Raw genomic sequence first — 17,693 nt, 5'->3', positions numbered from 1 at the left:
GCCGCTTCGGGCTCGTGCAAGCCGAATTTGGCCTTTCACTCCGATAACAACAAGACAAGGTGGAGCTTCCCATGATCGACATCCATTCAACCGATACCCAGCGCTGTGAACGCATACGCGGCAATCCGAAATTCCTCCAGCTGGTCAGCAGCCGTTCACGCCTGGCCTGGTCGCTCAGCGCAGCGGTGCTGGGCACCTACTACATGTTCATGGCGGTGGTGGCGTTCTTCCCACAGTGGTTGCACGCCCCGCTCGCCGAGCACCGGATGATGACCCTGGGCATGCCGGTGGGCGCAGCGATCATCGTGTTTTCCTGGTTGCTGACGGGATGGTACGTGTACCGCGCCAACACCCGCTTCGACGCGCTGGGCGCAGCCATTCTCGAGGAGAGCAAGTGATGAGCATCCTGCGTAAATTCCTGATTGGCGCTGCCGGCCTTTTGCCTGCGAGCCTGGCACTGGCCGCGCCCCTGACCGGCGTCGCCGAAAAGCAGCCACTGAACCTGCATGCGATCGGCATGTTCTTCGTGTTCGTCCTGGGGACGCTGGCGATCACCTGGTGGGCCGCACGCCAGACCAAATCCACCTCTGACTTCTATACCGCAGGCGGTGGCATCACCGGCTTCCAGAACGGCCTGGCGATTGCCGGCGACTACATGTCCGCAGCCACGCTGCTGGGGCTGTCGAGCCTGGTATTTGCCAAGGGCTATGATGGCTTCATCTACACCATCGGCTTTTTTGTCGGCTGGCCGATCATTACTTTCCTGATGGCCGAGCGGTTGCGCAACCTGGGGCGCTACACCTTCGCCGACATTGTTTCCTATCGGCTGGACCAGAACAAAGTACGGATTTTTGCCGCGTTCGGTTCGCTGACCGTGGTGTGCTGCTACCTGATCGTGCAGATGGTCGGTGCCGGTCAGTTGATCAAGCTGCTGTTCGGTCTCGACTACCCGGTGGCCGTGGTGATCGTCGGTGCATTGATGCTGGTGTACGTGATCTTCGGCGGCATGATCGCCACCACTTGGGTACAGATCATCAAGGCCGTGTTGCTGCTCGCAGGCGGAACGACCCTGGCGGTGATGGCCATGTCGCAGTTCGGGTTCAGCTATGAAGCCCTGGCAACCCGGGCGGTCGAGGCACATGCCAGCGGCTGGAACATCATGGGCCCAGGCTCGATGCTCGCCGACCCGATCAACACCGCCTCCATGTCCCTTGGCCTGGTGTTTGGCATTGCTGGCCTGCCGCACATTCTGATGCGCTTCTTCACCGTGCCCAATGCCAAGGAAGCGCGCAAGTCGGTGTTCTACGCAACCGGCTTCATTGGCTTCTTCTTCCTGGTGGTCTGCACCCTGGGTTTCGCCGCGATGGTGATCATCGGTACCGACCCGCAGTACTACGTCAACGGCGAAGTCGGCGGCACCCTGATAGGTGGTGGCAACATGGTTGCCATGCACCTGGCCAAGGCAGTGGGCGGTAACCTGTTCTTCGGTTTCCTCTCGGCGGTGGCCTTCGCCACCATCCTGGCGGTGGTGTCCGGCCTGGCACTGGCCGGCGCTTCGGCGATCTCCCACGACCTTTACGCCACGGTCTTCAAGAAAGGCAAGGCGACCGAGAAACAGGAAATGCGCGTTACCCGCATGGCCACCGTCGGTCTTGGCATCATCGCAATCCTGCTGGGCATCCTGTTCGAGAAGATGAACGTCGCGTTCCTGGTGGGCCTGACGTTCGGCATCGCCGCGTCGACCAACTTCCCGGTGCTGATCATGGCCATGTACTGGAAAGACCTGACCACCAAAGGCGCGATCATCGGCGGGTTTGCCGGTCTGATTTGCGCCTTGGTACTGGTGATCCTGTCGCCTGCAGTTTGGGTGACCGTGCTGGGCCATGCCCACGCCATCTACCCCTACGACCACCCTGCCCTGTTCTCCATGCCGCTGGCGTTCCTGGTGATCGTCGTGGTGTCCAAACTCGACCGCAGCGTGCGGGCCGGCAAAGAGCGTGATGCCTACGCCGACCAGTTTGTCCGGGCCCAGACCGGCCTGGGTGCCGCCAGCGCGTCCAGCCACTGATTGAACGGGCGCGACCGTCCATGACGGACCGCGCCCATCGCCTAACCCTGTGAGGTTCACGTAATGCCCGAATTCAAAGCCCCGCTGCGCGATATGCGCTTTGTGCTGCATGAAGTGTTCGAAGCCCCGGCCTTGTGGGCGCGCCTGCCAGCCCTGGCCGATAACGTCGACGCCGCCACCGCCGATGCCATTCTCGAGGAAGCGGCCAAGGTCACCTCGCACCTGATTGCACCGCTTAATCGCAGCGGCGACGAAGAAGGCGCCCAGTGGCAGGATGGCCAGGTCAGCACGCCGACCGGTTTCAAACAGGCGTACGCCACCTATATCGAAGGAGGCTGGGTGGGCCTGTCGGGAAACGCCGAGTTCGGCGGCATGGGCATGCCGAAGATGCTCGCCGTGCAGTTCGAGGAAATGCTCTACGGTGCCAACTCCAGCTTCGCCCTGTACTCGGCACTGAGTTCCGGTGCCTGCCTGGCGCTGGATGCACACGCCAGCGACACCTTGAAAAACCTTTACCTGCCGCCCATGTACGAAGGTCGCTGGGCCGGCTCCATGTGCCTGACCGAAGCTCACGCCGGCACCGACCTGGGCCTGATCCGCACCCGCGCCGAACCCCAGGCCGACGGCAGTTTCCAGATCACCGGCAGCAAGATCTTCATTACCGGCGGCGACCAGGACCTGACCGAAAACATCATCCACCTGGTGCTGGCCAAGCTGCCTGACGCACCCGCCGGGCCAAAAGGCATCTCGCTGTTTGTGGTGCCTAAAATTCGCGTCAACGCCGACGGCTCCCTCGGCGCCGCCAACGCCGTCAGTTGCGGCTCGATCGAACACAAGATGGGCATCAAGGCTTCGGCCACCTGCGTGATCAACTTCGACGGCGCCAGCGGCTGGCTGGTGGGCGAGGCCAACAAAGGCCTGGCAGCCATGTTCACGATGATGAACTACGAACGGCTGTCCATCGGCATCCAGGGCATCGGTTGCGCTGAAGCGTCCTACCAGAGCGCGGTGACCTACGCCCGCGAGCGCGTGCAAAGCCGTGCCCCCACTGGCGCCATGGCCCCCACCCAGGTGGCCGACCCGATCATCGTCCACCCGGATGTGCGTCGCATGCTGTTGAGCATGAAAGCCATGACCGAAGGTGGCCGGGCGTTCGCCAGTTACGTGGGACAGCAACTGGACCTGGCAAAGTTCTCCGACGATGCCAGCGAGCGCGACAGTGCGCAAAACCTGGTGGCCTTGCTGACGCCAGTGGCCAAGGCGTTTTTCACCGACAGCGGCCTGGAAAGCTGCATTCACGGACAACAGGTTTTCGGTGGCCACGGCTACGTCCGCGAGTGGGGTCAGGAGCAATTGGTTCGCGACGTTCGCATCGCGCAGATCTATGAGGGCACCAACGGCATCCAGGCGCTTGACCTGCTCGGGCGCAAAGTGGTGGCCAATCATGGCGTGGTACTGCGCCAGTTCACTGACGAGATCCGCCGCTTCACGGACCAGCCCGACGCGCCCTACGCGACACAACTGCTGGATGCGGTACGGCGCCTGGAAAACCTCAGTGATTGGGTACAGGACCGGGCCGAGACCAACCGCAACGAAGTCGGCGCCGCGTCGGTGGAGTACCTGCACCTGTTCGGTTACGTCGCCTATGCCTGGCTGTGGGCACGCATGGCGCACGTGGCCGGCAAGCAGCGCAGCACCGATGAGGCGTTCTATGGCGCGAAGATCGCCACCGCCGACTTCTACATTCACCGCCTGCTGCCGCGCATCCTGAGCCTTGAGCAGTCCATACGCGCCGGCAGCGCCTCGCTGTACGGCCTGACGGCTGAGCAGTTCTAACGATTGAACCGCGCGCGGCGCCTTGCTCCTCTCATTCAGGCGTCGCGTTTTTTATTCAGCAGCCCTCGCCAGCTCGGCGAGGGTCGCCAGATCCGATTTCTCATAATAAAAACAAAGGGGCTTCACCATGGATCGTCACACCTGCAATCTCGCGACCCGACTGCTGCTGGCCGGTGGCGTCATCAGCCTCTCGGCCCCCGCTGCCGCTGATTTCATCAAGGACAGCAAAGCCAGCGTGGAATTGCGCAATTTTTACTTCAACCGCGACTTTCGCCAGGACAGCGCCGCACAATCGAAGCAGGAAGAATGGGCCCAGGGTTTCCTGATGCGCTTCGAATCGGGCTTCACTGCCGGGACCATTGGTGTCGGGTTCGACGCCATCGGCCTGCTCGGGGTCAAGCTCGACTCCAGCCCTGATCGTGCCGGCTCCGGTTTGCTCAAGCGCCATGCCGATACCCGCCAGGGCGCCCATGACGAGTACGCTGAAGTGGGCCTGACGGCCAAGGTTCGCGCGGCAAAAAGTGTACTGAAGCTGGGGACACTGTTGCCCAAGCTGCCAACCGTGCTGGCGAACGACTCACGCCTGTTGCCGCAGACCTTCCAGGGCGGCCAGTTGAGTTCGCTGGACATCCAGGGCCTGACCGCAGACGCCGGGCGCCTGACCCAGGTCAATCAACGTGATTCCTCGAACTACGAGGACATGGGCATCACCCGTACGGGCGCCAAGGGCATCATTACTCGCCACCTGGCCAGCGACAGCTTCGACTTCGCCAGCCTCAACTACAAATGGACGCCTGATCTGGCCACCGGATACAGCTACGGTCATCTGGATAATTTCTACAGCCAGCATCTGGTCAACCTGACGTACGTCCTGCCGATCACCGTGGGCCAGTCGTTAAAAACCGACCTGCGCTTCGCCCGCTCCACCGACGACGGCGGCAGCAATGTCGACAACAATGCCCTGGGCGCGATGTTCACCTACACCCTGGGCGGTCATGCCTTTGGCCTCGGCTACCAGGGCATGAGCGGCGACACCGGTTATGCCTACATAAACGGCACCGACGCGTTCCTGGTGAACTTCGTGCAAATCGGCGACTTCGCCAGCAAGGACGAAAAATCCTGGCAGGCGCGCTACGACTACAACTTTGCGGCCATGGGTATTCCCGGCCTGACCTTCATGACCCGCTACCTCACCGGCTCGGACATCGACCTGGGCAACAACCGGCCTGAAGGCAAGGAATGGGAGCGCGATACCGATATCGGCTACGTGGTGCAGAGTGGGCCGCTGAAGAATGTCGGGCTGAAATGGCGCAACGCGACAGTGCGCTCGACCAACTTTGGCAGTGACCTGGATGAAAACCGCCTGATTGTCAGTTATACCCTGCCGATCTGGTAAGCAATGCCTCGTCCCCACCCTTAGGGGACGATTTACCGGGGGCGCACCGGCTGGTAAAGGCGCTCTCGAGGGCACGGGCGATGAGAGTAGGATAAGATGCCTGCAAACCAGGCTCGCCGCGAGACGCCCCGCATGACCGATATCACCCCCCGCCTGATCAAGAAGTACCCCAACCGCCGACTCTATGACACCCACACCAGCAGTCACCTGACGCTGGCGGACATTCGTCAACTGGTCGTCGACAAGGTGCCGTTCCAGGTCGTCGACGCCAAAAGCGGCGAAGACCTGACGCGCAGCATCCTGCTGCAGGTGATCCTGGAAGCTGAAAGCGGTGGCGAGCCGATCTTCACCAGCGAGATGCTGATGGGCATTATCCAGTTCTACGGGCCCTATCAGGGTGTGCTCGGCAGTTACCTGGACAAGAGCATCCAGACCGTTATCGACATCCAGTCCCAGACGGGCGCGCAGTCTTCCGAAGCCTGGAGTACCTTCATGCACCAGCAGGCTCCCGTGATGCAGGACTTGATGCGCCAGTATGTCGATCAGTCCAAGGCGCTGTACCTCAATACCCAGAATCTATTTGGCATGTTTGGCGCAACGCCGGATGCCAAAGGCGGCCCGAAAAAAAATGGCGACGGGGAATAAACCCGTCGCCATCGGTGCAGCTGGCCTGAACTGACTTACTTGTTACCGCTGGTAGCCTTGCCGCCGGCTCCTGGCGCGGCTTTTCCCGGCGCTGCGCTCGCGGCGTCGAAACCACTCTGAGCCACATCGGCCGCCTGCTTCGCGGCTTTTTGTGCGCTTTCAAAGACCGTACCGGCGTTGGCCAGGCCCGACTTGAAAGCGGCAACTACCGGTTCCGAACCCGCTGGCGCGTTCTTGCTCAAGGTTTCCACGAACTCTTCAACCTGCCGGGTGCCGGATTCGACCTGGCTGGAGGTCAGTTTGGCGATGTCCGACTGGGTGTCGACGATCAGCGCCTGGACCTGACGGTTGAACTCGGCCAGGCGTTCGCCCTGTGCACTTGGTTGGGTCAACGAAGCCTGCAGCTCGGCAAAACCCTGAGGATCACGCACAGACAGCAACTTGCGAACGCCTTCGAAGTGTTCCTCGGTGGAGTCGCGCAGGGCCTTGAACTGCAACTGGCTCAGCTGCTCGACGCTGGCGAAGACTTTGCCGCTGATCTGCTGCAAAAGGTCGAGGTTGGCTTTCTGGGCGGTTTGCAGTTTTTCCGGGTTGAAAAAAGACATGCTGGAATCTCCTGGTACTGAATGCCCTGAGAGGGCCAAGGGCGCGACGGCGATCCTGCCAGTCATCGCGATAGCGGCGATATTGCAGTGCACAAATCTGTTTGGCAATGAGTATTTTGTGCAGCGCACAATAAATCGTGGTGACCTTGAGTGTTTTGACGATAGACTCCAGCCACTGAGCGCTTCCGACAAGCCCCCATTAATCGCAGCAATGTTTTCGGAGCGCTTTCCATGCAGGTCGGCAGGAGCACACCATGAACCAGGCAGGAAATATTGCAGCGCACGATAAAGACCTTACAGCAGCGCCCGGTCTGTTCGATCACCTGAGTCATCTGCAGCAACTCAACCTGCACAATGTGCTGGGCGCCGTGAACGCGCGCCAGGCCAGCACCCTGGCGTCCTCACGGTTGGAACAACTCAGGCAGCCCTCGGCTGCCGACTGGCAGGACTACCTGACCGACCTTGGCCAACGCAGCCTGTTGTTCTGGGATACCTTGCGCCAGCGCGGCGACAACACCCTGGCTCACGAACGCGCCGGGCGTCCACTGCTGCTCAAGTTCGAGTACGAAGTGCTACAGGCCGGCGAGCAACTGCCCCGCCCGGTCAACTATTCGCTGCTCAAAATCGTCGATGCATCGGCACCAGCAAGCGACCCCGACCAGCAGCCAGTGGTGATCATCGATCCGCGGGGCGGCCATGGCTCGGGCATTGGCGGCTTCAAACAGGATTCGCTGATCGGCGAGAGCCTGCGCGCCGGTCACCCCACCTACTTCATCTCGTTCAGTCATGCGCCAAGCCCCGGGCAAACCCTGGCAGACATCGTTCAGGCCGAAGCGCAATTCATCGAGATGGTCAGCGCCAGACACCCCGACAGTGCCAAGCCGGTGGTCATCGGCAACTGCCAGGCAGGCTGGGCCTTAATGAGCCTGGCGGCCTCCAGGCCGGAGCTGCCGGGCTTGATCATCATCAATGGCGCGCCGCTGTCCTATTGGGCTGGCACCCATGGGCGCAATCCGCTGCGTTACTGCGGCGGGCTGTTGGGCGGTGGCTGGATGGCGCGCCTGGGCAGCGACCTGGGCAACTCGCGTTTCGACGGCGCCTGGCTGGTAAGCAATTTCGAAAGCCTGGACCCGGCCAATGCCTGGTGGGGCAAGTATTATCACCTGTTCAGCGAAGTCGATGGCGAGGCCGAGCGCTTCCTCGACTTTGAACGCTGGTGGGGCAGCCCGACCCTGCTCAACGGCGAAGAAATCGAGATGATCGTTGACCAACTGTTCATCGGCAATCAGCTGTCCGGCGGAGTCGGGCGCAAAAGCAATGGCCTGGACCTCAAGCGCATCGAAGTGCCGGTGGTGGTGTTCTACTCCTGTGGCGACAACATCACTTCGCCGCAACAGGCACTGGACTGGATCACCGACCTCTATCCCAGCGATCTCGCCCTGGACGACGCCGGTCGCACTATCGTTTATCTGCGCCATGCCAGCATCGGGCACCTGGGCATCTTTGTCTCCGGCGAAGTGGCCCGGCGCGAGCACCGCGAGCTGCTGGGAGCGGTCGATACCATCAATGCCCTGCCCCCTGGCCTGTATGAAATGTTGATCGAGGACCTGCCAGAAGATGCGCCGAATCCCTATCGCGTCAGCTTCGAACCGCGCAGGATCGCCGACATTCATGGCGATGTTGAAACACCGCAGGCTGACGATCGCGAATTCGCCCTGGTCGAACGCACCTCGACCTTCAACAACAACCTCTACGATGCCTGCGTTCGTCCGTGGCTGCGCCAGTTGATCAACGAACCCGGCGCCGAACTCATCCGCCGGGCCCATCCTTTTCATCAGCAGCAATTGCTCTGGAGCAGCCTCAACCCTGCCTTGTGGTGGGTGGCGGCAGGCGCGGCCAAGGCCCGCCGGGATCGCCAGTGCGTCCGCGCGAACAACCCGTTGCTGGCGTGGCAGGACTTGTATTCGGATCAACTGCAGGATTCCCTGAACGGCTACCGCGACCAGCGTGATGCTGCCCAGGAAATGAGCTTCTATGGGGTGTATGGCGCCCTCAATGGTCTGCTCGGCGATCGTTGACGCACCAGGGCCGCGTCAGACCGGCGCGGCTCGCTCGATCTCGAACGATTGATCGGCGCGGTACTGCCCCGGCGTCATGCCAAACCAGCGGCTGCAGGCCTTGTTGAAGCTGCTGTGGTCATGAAAACCCAGCAGATACGCCACACGCTTCATGTTGAAGTGGGAGTGACGCAGGTAGAAATCCGCCAATTGTCGGCGCACTGCATTCTGCACATCCTTGAATTGCGTCCCATCCTTTTCCAGGGCCCGTTGCAGGGTGCGCTTGCTGAAATTCAGCGCTGCAGCAATGGATTCCATGTCGCAAAGCCCCTGCCCCTGACTCAAGCGCTCGGTGATCAGCGCGCGAATCCTGCCGACGATGGTGAAGCCGAACAGCAGGTCCAGTTGCGCCTCGGCAAAACTGTCGTGCAGGACCGCCAACGCTTCGTTGGCCATGCTCAACGGCCGCAGCAGCTCCTGGCCGTCGAACAGGATGCTGTCGTAAGCCGAGCCAAACTGCAGGTCGCAGCCAAACAGGCGTTTATGTTCCGAGGTGTCCTCGGGTTCGGGATAGCTGAATTCCACACTCAGCGGTTGCGGTAATTTGCCATCACCCAGCCAGCGGCAGATGCCGAGCAATGATGCCAGACCGGCATCGGCGTACTGCCGGGGCTTGATCGAGCCCGATTGTTGATGATCGAGGGAAGCCAGGCGATAGTGTCCCTGCTCCGGGACGAAAAACAGGCTGAAGCCGGTGCCGATCAATGGGCTGAATCGCACCAGGCGCTCAAGGGCGCGTTTCAGGTTGAGGCTGGACATCATGGTGTAGCCGACAATCTGGAAGCTGCCTGGATGAAAATGCCCGTACGCCTTGAGGCCGATGTCCGGGTCCGCGGCAGCCTGGGCCGCCAGTTGCCACAGGCGATAAATCACCCTGCGCTCGCACAGCGCTCCAGGGACACTGGCGAGGCTCATGTCCAGCCCGGCGACCTGGCACAGGCTGGCAACGTCGAGTCCCTCGGCCGAGAGCGTATTGACCAGCACATTGGCATAGCCCGAGCTCATTCTGTACATGGCGTTCTCGATGACGTAAGTACTGGGCGCTTTCAAGGGATGATAAGCGGCGGCCTGGTTGGGGGTATTGATCTGCGTCGGTTTCTGCGACCCATTGATCCTTGACCGCACACTCGCGGACCAGGCCGCTGGCACCGGCAACACCACTTGGCTGCTTGGCGCCGTTGGACACCAGACAGTCACCTGGCAACACTTCCGCACGGCCCGCCCATCACCAACAATCCCCCATCTTGCAGCGCAAAACAACAAAAGCAACGGACGTCAGGAAGTCGGTTGGTCGTATTGCGTTGTTCACGACTGTTATGGGTGGAAATTAATGGACAGCAAAGCGCAAACCTTCAACAGTTACTGGTCCGGCCAGGTGCCCTTTATCGCCAATTTTGCACTGCAACAGTTACGCCTGTGGGTCAGCACCAATCCCTGGTTCACCGGGCAGGATTACCACGCCTGGTTCGACCTGCCTCGGGCAACGCTGGACACCCTCCAATCCGACTACCAGCAGCAATGGGCAGAACTCGGCCAGCGGGTGCTGAGCGGGCAGCCCTTCAGTTTCCAGGACCGGCGTTTCGCCAGCGACAATTGGAGCCAGCCGCTGTACGGCTCCCTCGCCGCGTTTTACCTGCTCAACGCCGGCTTCCTGCTCAAGCTGCTTGAACATTTGCCGATCGAAACCAGGAAGCCGCGCCAGCGCCTGCTCTATCTGGTGGAGCAAGCCATCGCAGCGGGCGCACCGAGCAATTGCCTGGCAAGCAACCCCGACGCGCTGCAACGGGTGGTCGAGACAGGGGGCAGCAGCCTGCTGACAGGTTTGCTGCACCTTGCAAGCGATCTGCAGGAAGGCAAGATGCGCCAGTGCGACCGCGATGCATTTCAAGTAGGCGTCGACCTGGCCAACACGCCGGGTGAGGTGGTGTTCGAGAACGAGTTGTTCCAGCTGATCCAGTACTACCCGCAAGCACAAACCGGCTACCGGCGCCCCGTCTTCATCGTCCCGCCGTCGATCAACAAGTTCTACATCCTCGACCTGCGCCCGGACAACTCCATGGTCGGTCACCTGCTGCAGCAAGGCCATCCGGTGTTCCTGATGTCCTGGCGCAACTTCGATCAGGCGCATGCCGGCACTACCTGGGACGATCTGATCGACACCGGCATCGTCAAGGCGCTGCAGGTCACCCGTGAAATCAGCGGCGAGCAGCGCCCCCATTGCGTAGGTTTTTGCATCGGCGGCACCCTGCTCAGCACGGCACTGGCGGTGCTGGCGGCGCGCGGCGACCGGGAGATTGCCAGCGTGAGCCTGCTCACCACCTTCCTCGACTACCTGGATACCGGCCCCATCGACATATTCGTCGACGAACAACTGGTGGCTTACCGCGAGCGCACCATTGGCGGCAGCAACGGCCCGATCGGCCTGTTCAAGGGCGAGGACATGGGCAACACCTTCTCGCTGCTGCGCCCCAACGACCTGTGGTGGAACTACAACGTCGACAAATACCTCAAGGGCCAGAAACCCAATGCCCTGGACCTGCTGTTCTGGAACAACGACAGCACCAATCTGCCTGGCCCCATGTACTGCTGGTACCTGCGGCATACCTATCTGCAAAATGACCTCAAGTCCGGCGAACTGGAGTGCTGCGGAGTCAAGCTGGACCTGCGCGCGATTGACGCGCCCGCCTACATCCTCGCGACCCACGACGATCACATCGTGCCGTGGCGCAGCGCCTACGCCAGCACCCAATTGCTCAGCGGCCCCACCCGATTCGTGTTGGGGGCATCCGGCCATATTGCGGGCGTAATCAATCCACCTGCCCGTGAAAAACGCCACTACTGGACCCAGGAGCAGATCACCAGCGACCCTGACGTCTGGTTCGACAATGCCCGGCAGCAACCCGGAAGCTGGTGGAACGACTGGTTTGCGTGGCTGGCCGATCAATCCGCCGAGCGCGAGCCGGCGATGCAGCAGATGGGAAATGCCCAATACCCGCCACTGGAGCCGGCCCCTGGACGCTATGTGATGCAGTGATTGCAGACAAAGGCGCCCAAGGCTCGCCCCCACGAGGGTTGGGCGTTTATCATGGGCGCCATACCACCCCTGCCTTCTATGAGCACCTGCATGACTTTCGATTTCGATCAGGTCCACGACCGCCACGCTACCGGCAGTACCAAATGGAGCCGCTACCCCGACGATGTCTTGCCTATGTGGGTCGCCGACATGGACTTCGCCGCGCCGCCGGTGATCATCCAGGCGCTGCAAAAACGCCTGGAACATCCTCTGCTGGGGTATAGCGTGTGCCAGGATAATCTGCGCGAGGCCATCGTTGCCGATCTGTGGCACAAATATGCCTGGCGCGTCGATCCTCAGGCCCTGGTGTTCCTGCCGGGCGTGGAGTCGGGTTTCAACATGGCATTGAAAGCGCTGGTCAAGGCGCAGCAGAATGTCGTGGTGCAGGTGCCCAATTACCCGCCGCTGCGCCATGCACCGGGCCACTGGGGGCTGAACAAGGTTGAACTGGGGTTCGACTTGCAGGCCGATGGCAGCTTCACCACGCCGCTGGACAGCTTGCGCCAGTCATTGCAAGGCGGCGGCGCCCTGCTGTTGAGCAACCCGCACAACCCGCTGGGCAAAGCTTTTCCGCGCGAAGAACTGCAAGCGATTGCCGACATCTGCCTGGAGCAGGACGCCTGGATCATCTCCGACGAGATCCACGCCGAACTGTGCTTTGACGGTCGGGTGCACGTGCCCACGGCGTCCCTGAGCGAGGCCATCTCCCGGCGCACCATCACCTTGATGTCGGCGAGCAAGGCCTACAACATCGCCGGCCTCAAGACCTCGTTCATGATCATTGATGACGCGGCTGTGCGTGCCCAGGTCAATCACGCGCGCTGTGGCATGGTCGACAGCGTCAACCCGCTGGGGCTGGAAGCCACGCGCGTCGCCTACAGCGAAGCCGCACCCTGGCTGGCCGAGCTCAAGACTTACCTGCAGGCCAACCGCGACTGGCTGGTGGACGCGGTTCGCACGCGCCTGCCGGGTATCAGCATGAACGTGCCGCAAAGCACCTACCTGGCCTGGCTCGATTGCTCGGCGCTGGGCCTGGCCAATCCGCAGCAGTTTTTCCTGCAGCAGGCCAAGGTCGGGTTGAGTGCAGGGCTGGACTTCGGTGACGACCACCAACAGTTCGTGCGCCTCAACTTCGGTTGCCCGCGTTCGTTGCTCGAAGAAGGTATCGCCCGGATGGAACGCAGCCTCAACACTTGATCAGTTGATCAACTGTGGGAGCAAAGCTTGCTCCCACAGAACCTCACCAGCTGCTGGACCTCCACCTACAGAACCTCGCCAGCTGCTGGACCTCCATCACAGAATCCCGGCAGGTGCCCAACCGGCCAGATAATTGGGTAATATGTCGCCCCTTCCCCGCAGCCCTGCTCTGCACCTGCCGAATAAGCCGACTCCATGCCTTTCGAACTCAGCGTTGACCTTACCACCCTGGCCATTCTCGCCGTCGTAGCCTTTATTGCCGGTTTCATCGACGCCATTGCCGGCGGTGGCGGGCTGTTGACCACTCCGGCCCTGCTCACGGCCGGGTTGCCGCCGCACCTGGTACTGGGCACCAACAAGCTCAGCTCGACCTTCGGCTCGGCCACGGCCAGTTTCACTTTCTACCGGCGCAAGCTGTTCCACCCGCGCCAATGGGTGCACGCGATTGTCGGCACACTGATCGGCGCGCTGACCGGCGCCGTGGTTGCGCACTACCTGCCGGCCGAATGGCTGAACAAGATGCTCCCGGTGATCGTGTTTGCCTGCGGCCTGTACCTGTTGTTCGGGGGCACGCCCAAGGCGCCGCTGGACAGCAACGCGCCGATCAGGAAAAAGTGGCAGTCGACCCAAGGCTTCACCCTCGGTTTCTACGACGGCGTGGCCGGGCCAGGCACGGGCGCGTTCTGGACCGTGAGCAGTCTGCTCATGTATCCCATCGACTTGGTGAAGGCCAGTGGCGTGGCGCGCAGCATGAACTTCGTCAGCAACATTGCGGCGCTGTCGGTGTTCGTGTTTTCCGGGCAGGTGGACTGGATCATCGGCCTGAGCATGGGCCTGTCGGTGATGGTCGGGGCGTTTTTCGGTGCTCGCACCGCCATCAGCGGCGGCGCGAAGTTCATTCGCCCGGTGTTCATCACCGTGGTGCTGGGCTTGACCGTGCGGTTAGCCTGGCAGCACTGGTTCAGCGTGGCCTAAACGCCGCGCCACATAAACGTCGATCAGGTAACGGGCAATCGAGCGTGACGCTGGCAACGGCGGCAGCTCGTGCACGTTGAACCACTGGGCGTCTTCGATCTCGTCCTCCTGGCAGACAATTTCGCCCCCGGCGTATTCCGCGTGGAAGCCCAGCATCATCGAATGCGGGAACGGCCAGCACTGGCTGCCCAGGTACTGGATGTTCTTCACTTCGATCTGCACTTCCTCGCGCACCTCGCGCACCAGGCACTCTTCGGCCGACTCCCCGGGCTCGGCAAACCCCGCCAGCGTGCTATAGACCCCGGCAACAAAACGCGGTGAGCGCGCCAGCAGGATTTCATCGCCGCGGGTGATCAGTACGATCATGCTCGGGGAGATGCGCGGGTAGCTGCGCAAATCGCAGGGCTGGCAATACATCGCGCGTTCCCGAGGCACCTGCACCATCGCCTGCCCGCAATTGCCACAGAAACGGTGCTCGCGTGCCCAGGTGCCAATTTGCGCGGCGTAGCCCAGCACCTTGTAGAGCGTGTGATCGCCTTCGAGCATGAAGGCGCGCAAGCCCTTCCAGCCACAGCCGGGCACTTCACTGGTGCTCCGCAGCTCCAGCAGATAGACCGGCTCGCCGTCGAGATGGCCGATCCCATGCTCGGCGAGGATCGGCAGGTCCTGGCGCTTGAGCCATTCCCGAGGGAAGAGCGCGCCATTATCGTCATACAGAAAGCCTTCGGGGCTGCGAGCCACGGCCCAGCCCCCGGGTTTGTCGGTGTCCAGTACTGCAGTGGTCCAACGTGAAGTCATGGTTAACTCAATCCAGAAATTCGGGTTTCTGTTTGCTCATGTGGGCCGCCATGGCCACGCGCAAGTCAGTGGATTGGAGCATTGCAGCGTTCCAGGTGGCAACGTATTCCAGGCCATCATCGATACGGTGGTCGCGCATGTAGCTGATCATCTCCTTGGTGCCGGTGATGGCGATCGGCGACTTGCTGGCGATTTCGCGGGCAATGCCCAGCACGCCGTCGAGCAGGCTGTCCTTGTCGCTGTAGATGCGATTGACCAGGCCGATGTCGCGCGCTTCCTCGGCGCCAAATGAGCGGCCAGTGTAAGCCAGTTCACGCAGCATGCCGTCACCGATGATGCGCGGCAAGCGTTGCAGGGTGCCAACGTCGGCCGCCATGCCGATGTCGATTTCCTTGATCGAAAACTGTGCGTCCTGCGCGGCATAGCGCATGTCACAGGCGGCAATCAGGTCGATCGCGCCGCCCAGGCAATAACCCTGGATGGCCGCGAGCACCGGTTTGCGGCAGTTATCGACAGCCGTGAATGAGGCTTGCAGGGCCAGGATCTTGCGTCGCAGCAGGCGCGCATTGCGTCCGACGTCCTTGCCCAGCTCGTTGGCGACGCCGGCCAGCATCATCAGGTCGATGCCCGAGGAAAAGTGCTTGCCTGCACCACTGATCACCACTGCGCGCACTTCGTCGGTGTCGTCGATCCACTGGAAGATCTCGATGATCTCGCTCCAGAACGCCGCGTTCATCGAGTTGATCTTTTCTGGACGATTGATCTGCACATGGGCGACTTTATCCGCCAGTTCTACGGTGAACGCGGTGTACTGGGACATGGCAGTGATCCTTTACCTGGCAAAAAAGAGGCCCGAACTATAACAAGGCACCCGGTGCTGCAGTAAGGCAGCGCTTCAGCCAAATGCGGGACTGGCCAACCCGCACCACAACAGTGCAACGAAACTGTCACACCTGGTCCATTATTGTGACTAGCCGGTCACATTGTGAGGCGTCACGCACAATAAAACTGCCCTTCGTCGGTGCGATCACCCTTCGTCAGGCTCAGCCGTTACCCTTTGAAAAGGATTGTCGAACAATTTTCCCAAATGGACTGGCCCGCTCTAGGTTCTGGCCTAGACTCCTTTTTGCCGGTTAAAACCGGTTAGTCACAACCGGGAAAATTAGAAGAAACTTTTGCCGCTGGCGCAAGGTCAGCTTAAAGGTGGGTGTGTTGCGACTGGTTCGATCTTTGCAACAGCCCTCTCCAGCCACTGTGCTTTATCGCGTTGGCAGCGTTTGCTCACCGATGCGTAGCGCGTTTGCGCCCGGCCATAGGGACAGGCCATCGAACATCGTTGGTGCCAGACCGAGAATTAGATCAACAACACGGGAGATTCATATGATCAGTGCGGCTTTAGATATTCAGGGAGAACGTGCTCATCAGCAGGTCGGCGAGTCGAGCACCGTAGTCAATGCGCAATCCGCTGCACCGGTTAACGTGACCAGTCCACGCAAACTGCCACCGGTAACCAGTCAGAATCCGAACAAGAAACGCGTCTTGTTCGTGACCTCCGAGATCGCCGATCTGGTCAAGACTGGCGGCCTGGGCGACGTTTCCGCCGCTCTGCCGCGGGCGATGGCGCATCTGCACGACGTGCGCGTGCTGATCCCCGGGTACCCGCAGGTGCTCCACAGCGAAAACCCGATTCACATCATCGGTGAGCTGGGCGGTCATGCTGCCCTGCCGCCTTGCAAGATCGGGCGCATGGACATGCCTGATGGCCTGGTCATCTACGTACTGATCTGCCCCGAGCTTTACGAGCGCGAAGGTTCGCCCTACGGCGCCAACAACGGTCGCGACTGGCCGGACAACCATATTCGCTTTGCCCGCCTGGGCCTGGCCGCTGCAGATATCGCAGCCAACCTGGCGCAGATTCACTGGTGCCCGGACCTGGTGCATGCCCACGACTGGCCAGCCGGCCTGGCGCCGGCCTACATGCATTGGCGTGGACAGCGCACCCCGACGCTATTCACCATCCACAACCTGGCCTATCAAGGTGTCACCAGCCTGGGTTCGTGCCCTGAACTGGGGATTCCCACCCATGCCCTGCAACAGGAAGGCATGGAGTTCTACGGCAAGATGTCGTTCCTCAAGGCTGGCATGGCTTACGCCAGCCACATCACTACGGTCAGTGCGACCTACGCCCAGGAAATCACTACGCCGGACTTCGGCTGTGGCCTCGACGGTTTCCTCGCTGCCAAGACCCAGCAAGGCCTGCTGAGCGGCATTCCAAACGGCATCGACGAGAGCTGGGACGCGGCGACCGATCCGCATCTGTTCTGCCCGTTCACCATTGGCGACTGGGACGGCAAGGCGGTGAATGCCGACCATGTACGCGAGCTGTTTGGCCTGGACGATTCCGAAGGCCCGCTGTTTGCGGTGGTTTCGCGGCTGGTCTACCAGAAAGGCCTGGACCTGACCGAAGCCGTCTCCGAATACATCGTCAAATCCGGCGGCCAGATCGCCATCATCGGTCGTGGCGAACCGGAAGAAGAGCAAGCCATGCGCGAGCTGGCCCTGCGCTTCCCCGGCCAGATCGGCGTGCGCATCGGCTTCAATGAAACCGACGCCCGGCGCATGTTTGCCGGCAGCGATTTCCTGCTGATGCCTTCGCGCTACGAACCCTGCGGCCTGAGCCAGATGTACGCCCAACGCTTCGGCTCCTTGCCGGTGGCACGCAATACCGGTGGATTGGCCGACACCATTGAAAACGGCGTCACCGGTTTCCTCTTCGACGAATCCACCGCAGAAAGCTATCAGGAGGCCCTGAGCCGCGCGTTCAAGGTATTTGCCTACCCGGACCTGCTCAACGCCATGCGCTGCCGTGCCATGGCTGCACCCTTCAACTGGTGCAAGGCCGTTGAACCCTACGCCGAACTCTACGAACAACTGGTCGCCAAGGCGCTGGGAAAATCGCACCGACAATAAGAGGTTTTTACCA

Annotated in this window: 14 protein-coding genes; 10 read left to right on the top strand and 4 right to left on the bottom strand. The window is 61.3% G+C overall.

Annotation, left to right across the window (positions count from 1 at the left end; translation table 11 throughout):
* Positions 1-71: 71 nt before the first annotated feature.
* The 5 genes from AAEZ05_RS25155 to phaR all read left to right on the top strand — a co-directional run bounded on the left by AAEZ05_RS25155 (position 72) and on the right by phaR (position 5,945).
* The gene (locus AAEZ05_RS25155) at positions 72-398 is read left to right on the top strand and encodes a DUF485 domain-containing protein (RefSeq protein ID WP_045058590.1); all 327 of its coding nucleotides are present in this window, start codon (positions 72-74) and stop codon (positions 396-398) included.
* The gene (locus AAEZ05_RS25150) at positions 398-2,068 is read left to right on the top strand and encodes a cation acetate symporter (protein WP_350649368.1); all 1,671 of its coding nucleotides are present in this window, start codon (positions 398-400) and stop codon (positions 2,066-2,068) included. Before AAEZ05_RS25155 ends, AAEZ05_RS25150 begins: the two co-directional genes overlap by 1 nt.
* Before the next feature lie 63 nt (positions 2,069-2,131).
* Complete coding sequence (locus tag AAEZ05_RS25145; RefSeq protein WP_045058592.1) at positions 2,132-3,904, top strand: acyl-CoA dehydrogenase C-terminal domain-containing protein; 1,773 nt, start codon at positions 2,132-2,134, stop codon at positions 3,902-3,904.
* Between the two features lie 127 nt (positions 3,905-4,031).
* On the top strand, positions 4,032-5,300 hold the full coding sequence (locus AAEZ05_RS25140) for an OprD family porin (RefSeq protein ID WP_045058593.1): 1,269 nt from the start codon (positions 4,032-4,034) through the stop codon (positions 5,298-5,300).
* 96 nt (positions 5,301-5,396) lie between these two features.
* Entirely contained in the window at positions 5,397-5,945 is a 549-nt protein-coding gene (phaR, locus tag AAEZ05_RS25135) for a polyhydroxyalkanoate synthesis repressor PhaR (protein ID WP_122839770.1), read from the top strand.
* Between the two features lie 35 nt (positions 5,946-5,980).
* On the opposite strand, the gene AAEZ05_RS25130 is transcribed toward phaR, so the two are convergent.
* Positions 5,981-6,550, bottom strand: coding sequence for a phasin family protein (locus tag AAEZ05_RS25130; RefSeq protein ID WP_045058594.1), 570 nt, complete (start codon positions 6,548-6,550; stop codon positions 5,981-5,983).
* 254 nt (positions 6,551-6,804) lie between these two features.
* Here AAEZ05_RS25130 and AAEZ05_RS25125 point away from each other — a divergent pair, with 254 nt between their 5' ends.
* A complete protein-coding gene (locus tag AAEZ05_RS25125) occupies positions 6,805-8,628 on the top strand; it encodes a DUF3141 domain-containing protein (protein WP_502947794.1) in 1,824 nt (607 codons plus the stop codon).
* A 15-nt stretch (positions 8,629-8,643) separates the two neighbouring features.
* Here the strand turns inward: AAEZ05_RS25125 and AAEZ05_RS25120 are convergent, their stop codons facing one another.
* Positions 8,644-9,681: an AraC family transcriptional regulator gene (locus AAEZ05_RS25120; RefSeq protein WP_045058675.1), complete on the bottom strand. Its 1,038-nt coding sequence runs from the start codon at positions 9,679-9,681 to the stop codon at positions 8,644-8,646.
* Between the two features lie 316 nt (positions 9,682-9,997).
* Between AAEZ05_RS25120 and phaC the strand changes: the two genes are divergently transcribed.
* The 3 genes from phaC to AAEZ05_RS25105 all read left to right on the top strand — a co-directional run bounded on the left by phaC (position 9,998) and on the right by AAEZ05_RS25105 (position 13,912).
* The gene (gene phaC / locus AAEZ05_RS25115; protein ID WP_205892337.1) at positions 9,998-11,701 is read left to right on the top strand and encodes a class I poly(R)-hydroxyalkanoic acid synthase; all 1,704 of its coding nucleotides are present in this window, start codon (positions 9,998-10,000) and stop codon (positions 11,699-11,701) included.
* A 90-nt stretch (positions 11,702-11,791) separates the two neighbouring features.
* Positions 11,792-12,937 carry a MalY/PatB family protein gene (locus AAEZ05_RS25110; RefSeq protein ID WP_045058597.1) on the top strand — a complete coding sequence of 382 codons (1,146 nt, stop codon included), beginning with the start codon at positions 11,792-11,794 and terminating at the stop codon, positions 12,935-12,937.
* A gap of 195 nt (positions 12,938-13,132) precedes the next feature.
* Complete coding sequence (locus AAEZ05_RS25105) at positions 13,133-13,912, top strand: TSUP family transporter (RefSeq protein WP_045058598.1); 780 nt, start codon at positions 13,133-13,135, stop codon at positions 13,910-13,912.
* Here AAEZ05_RS25105 and nudC read toward each other — a convergent pair.
* Together nudC and AAEZ05_RS25095 are read right to left on the bottom strand one after the other, a co-directional pair.
* Positions 13,880-14,710, bottom strand: a complete 831-nt coding sequence (gene nudC, locus AAEZ05_RS25100) for an NAD(+) diphosphatase (protein WP_045058599.1) — start codon at positions 14,708-14,710, stop codon at positions 13,880-13,882. The two genes, AAEZ05_RS25105 and nudC, sit on opposite strands and share 33 nt — an antisense overlap.
* Positions 14,711-14,717: 7 nt before the next feature.
* Entirely contained in the window at positions 14,718-15,530 is an 813-nt protein-coding gene (locus AAEZ05_RS25095) for a crotonase/enoyl-CoA hydratase family protein (RefSeq protein ID WP_045058600.1), read from the bottom strand.
* Positions 15,531-16,090: 560 nt separating this feature from the next.
* On the opposite strand from AAEZ05_RS25095, the gene glgA reads away from it, so the two are divergent.
* The gene (glgA, locus tag AAEZ05_RS25090; RefSeq protein WP_045058601.1) at positions 16,091-17,680 is read left to right on the top strand and encodes a glycogen synthase GlgA; all 1,590 of its coding nucleotides are present in this window, start codon (positions 16,091-16,093) and stop codon (positions 17,678-17,680) included.
* Positions 17,681-17,693 lie beyond the last annotated feature (13 nt).

Source organism: Pseudomonas sp. HY13-MNA-CIBAN-0226 (genome assembly GCF_040310305.1).
Lineage (GTDB): Bacteria > Pseudomonadota > Gammaproteobacteria > Pseudomonadales > Pseudomonadaceae > Aquipseudomonas > Aquipseudomonas gregormendelii.
This window is presented reverse-complemented; position numbering and strand designations above follow the sequence as displayed.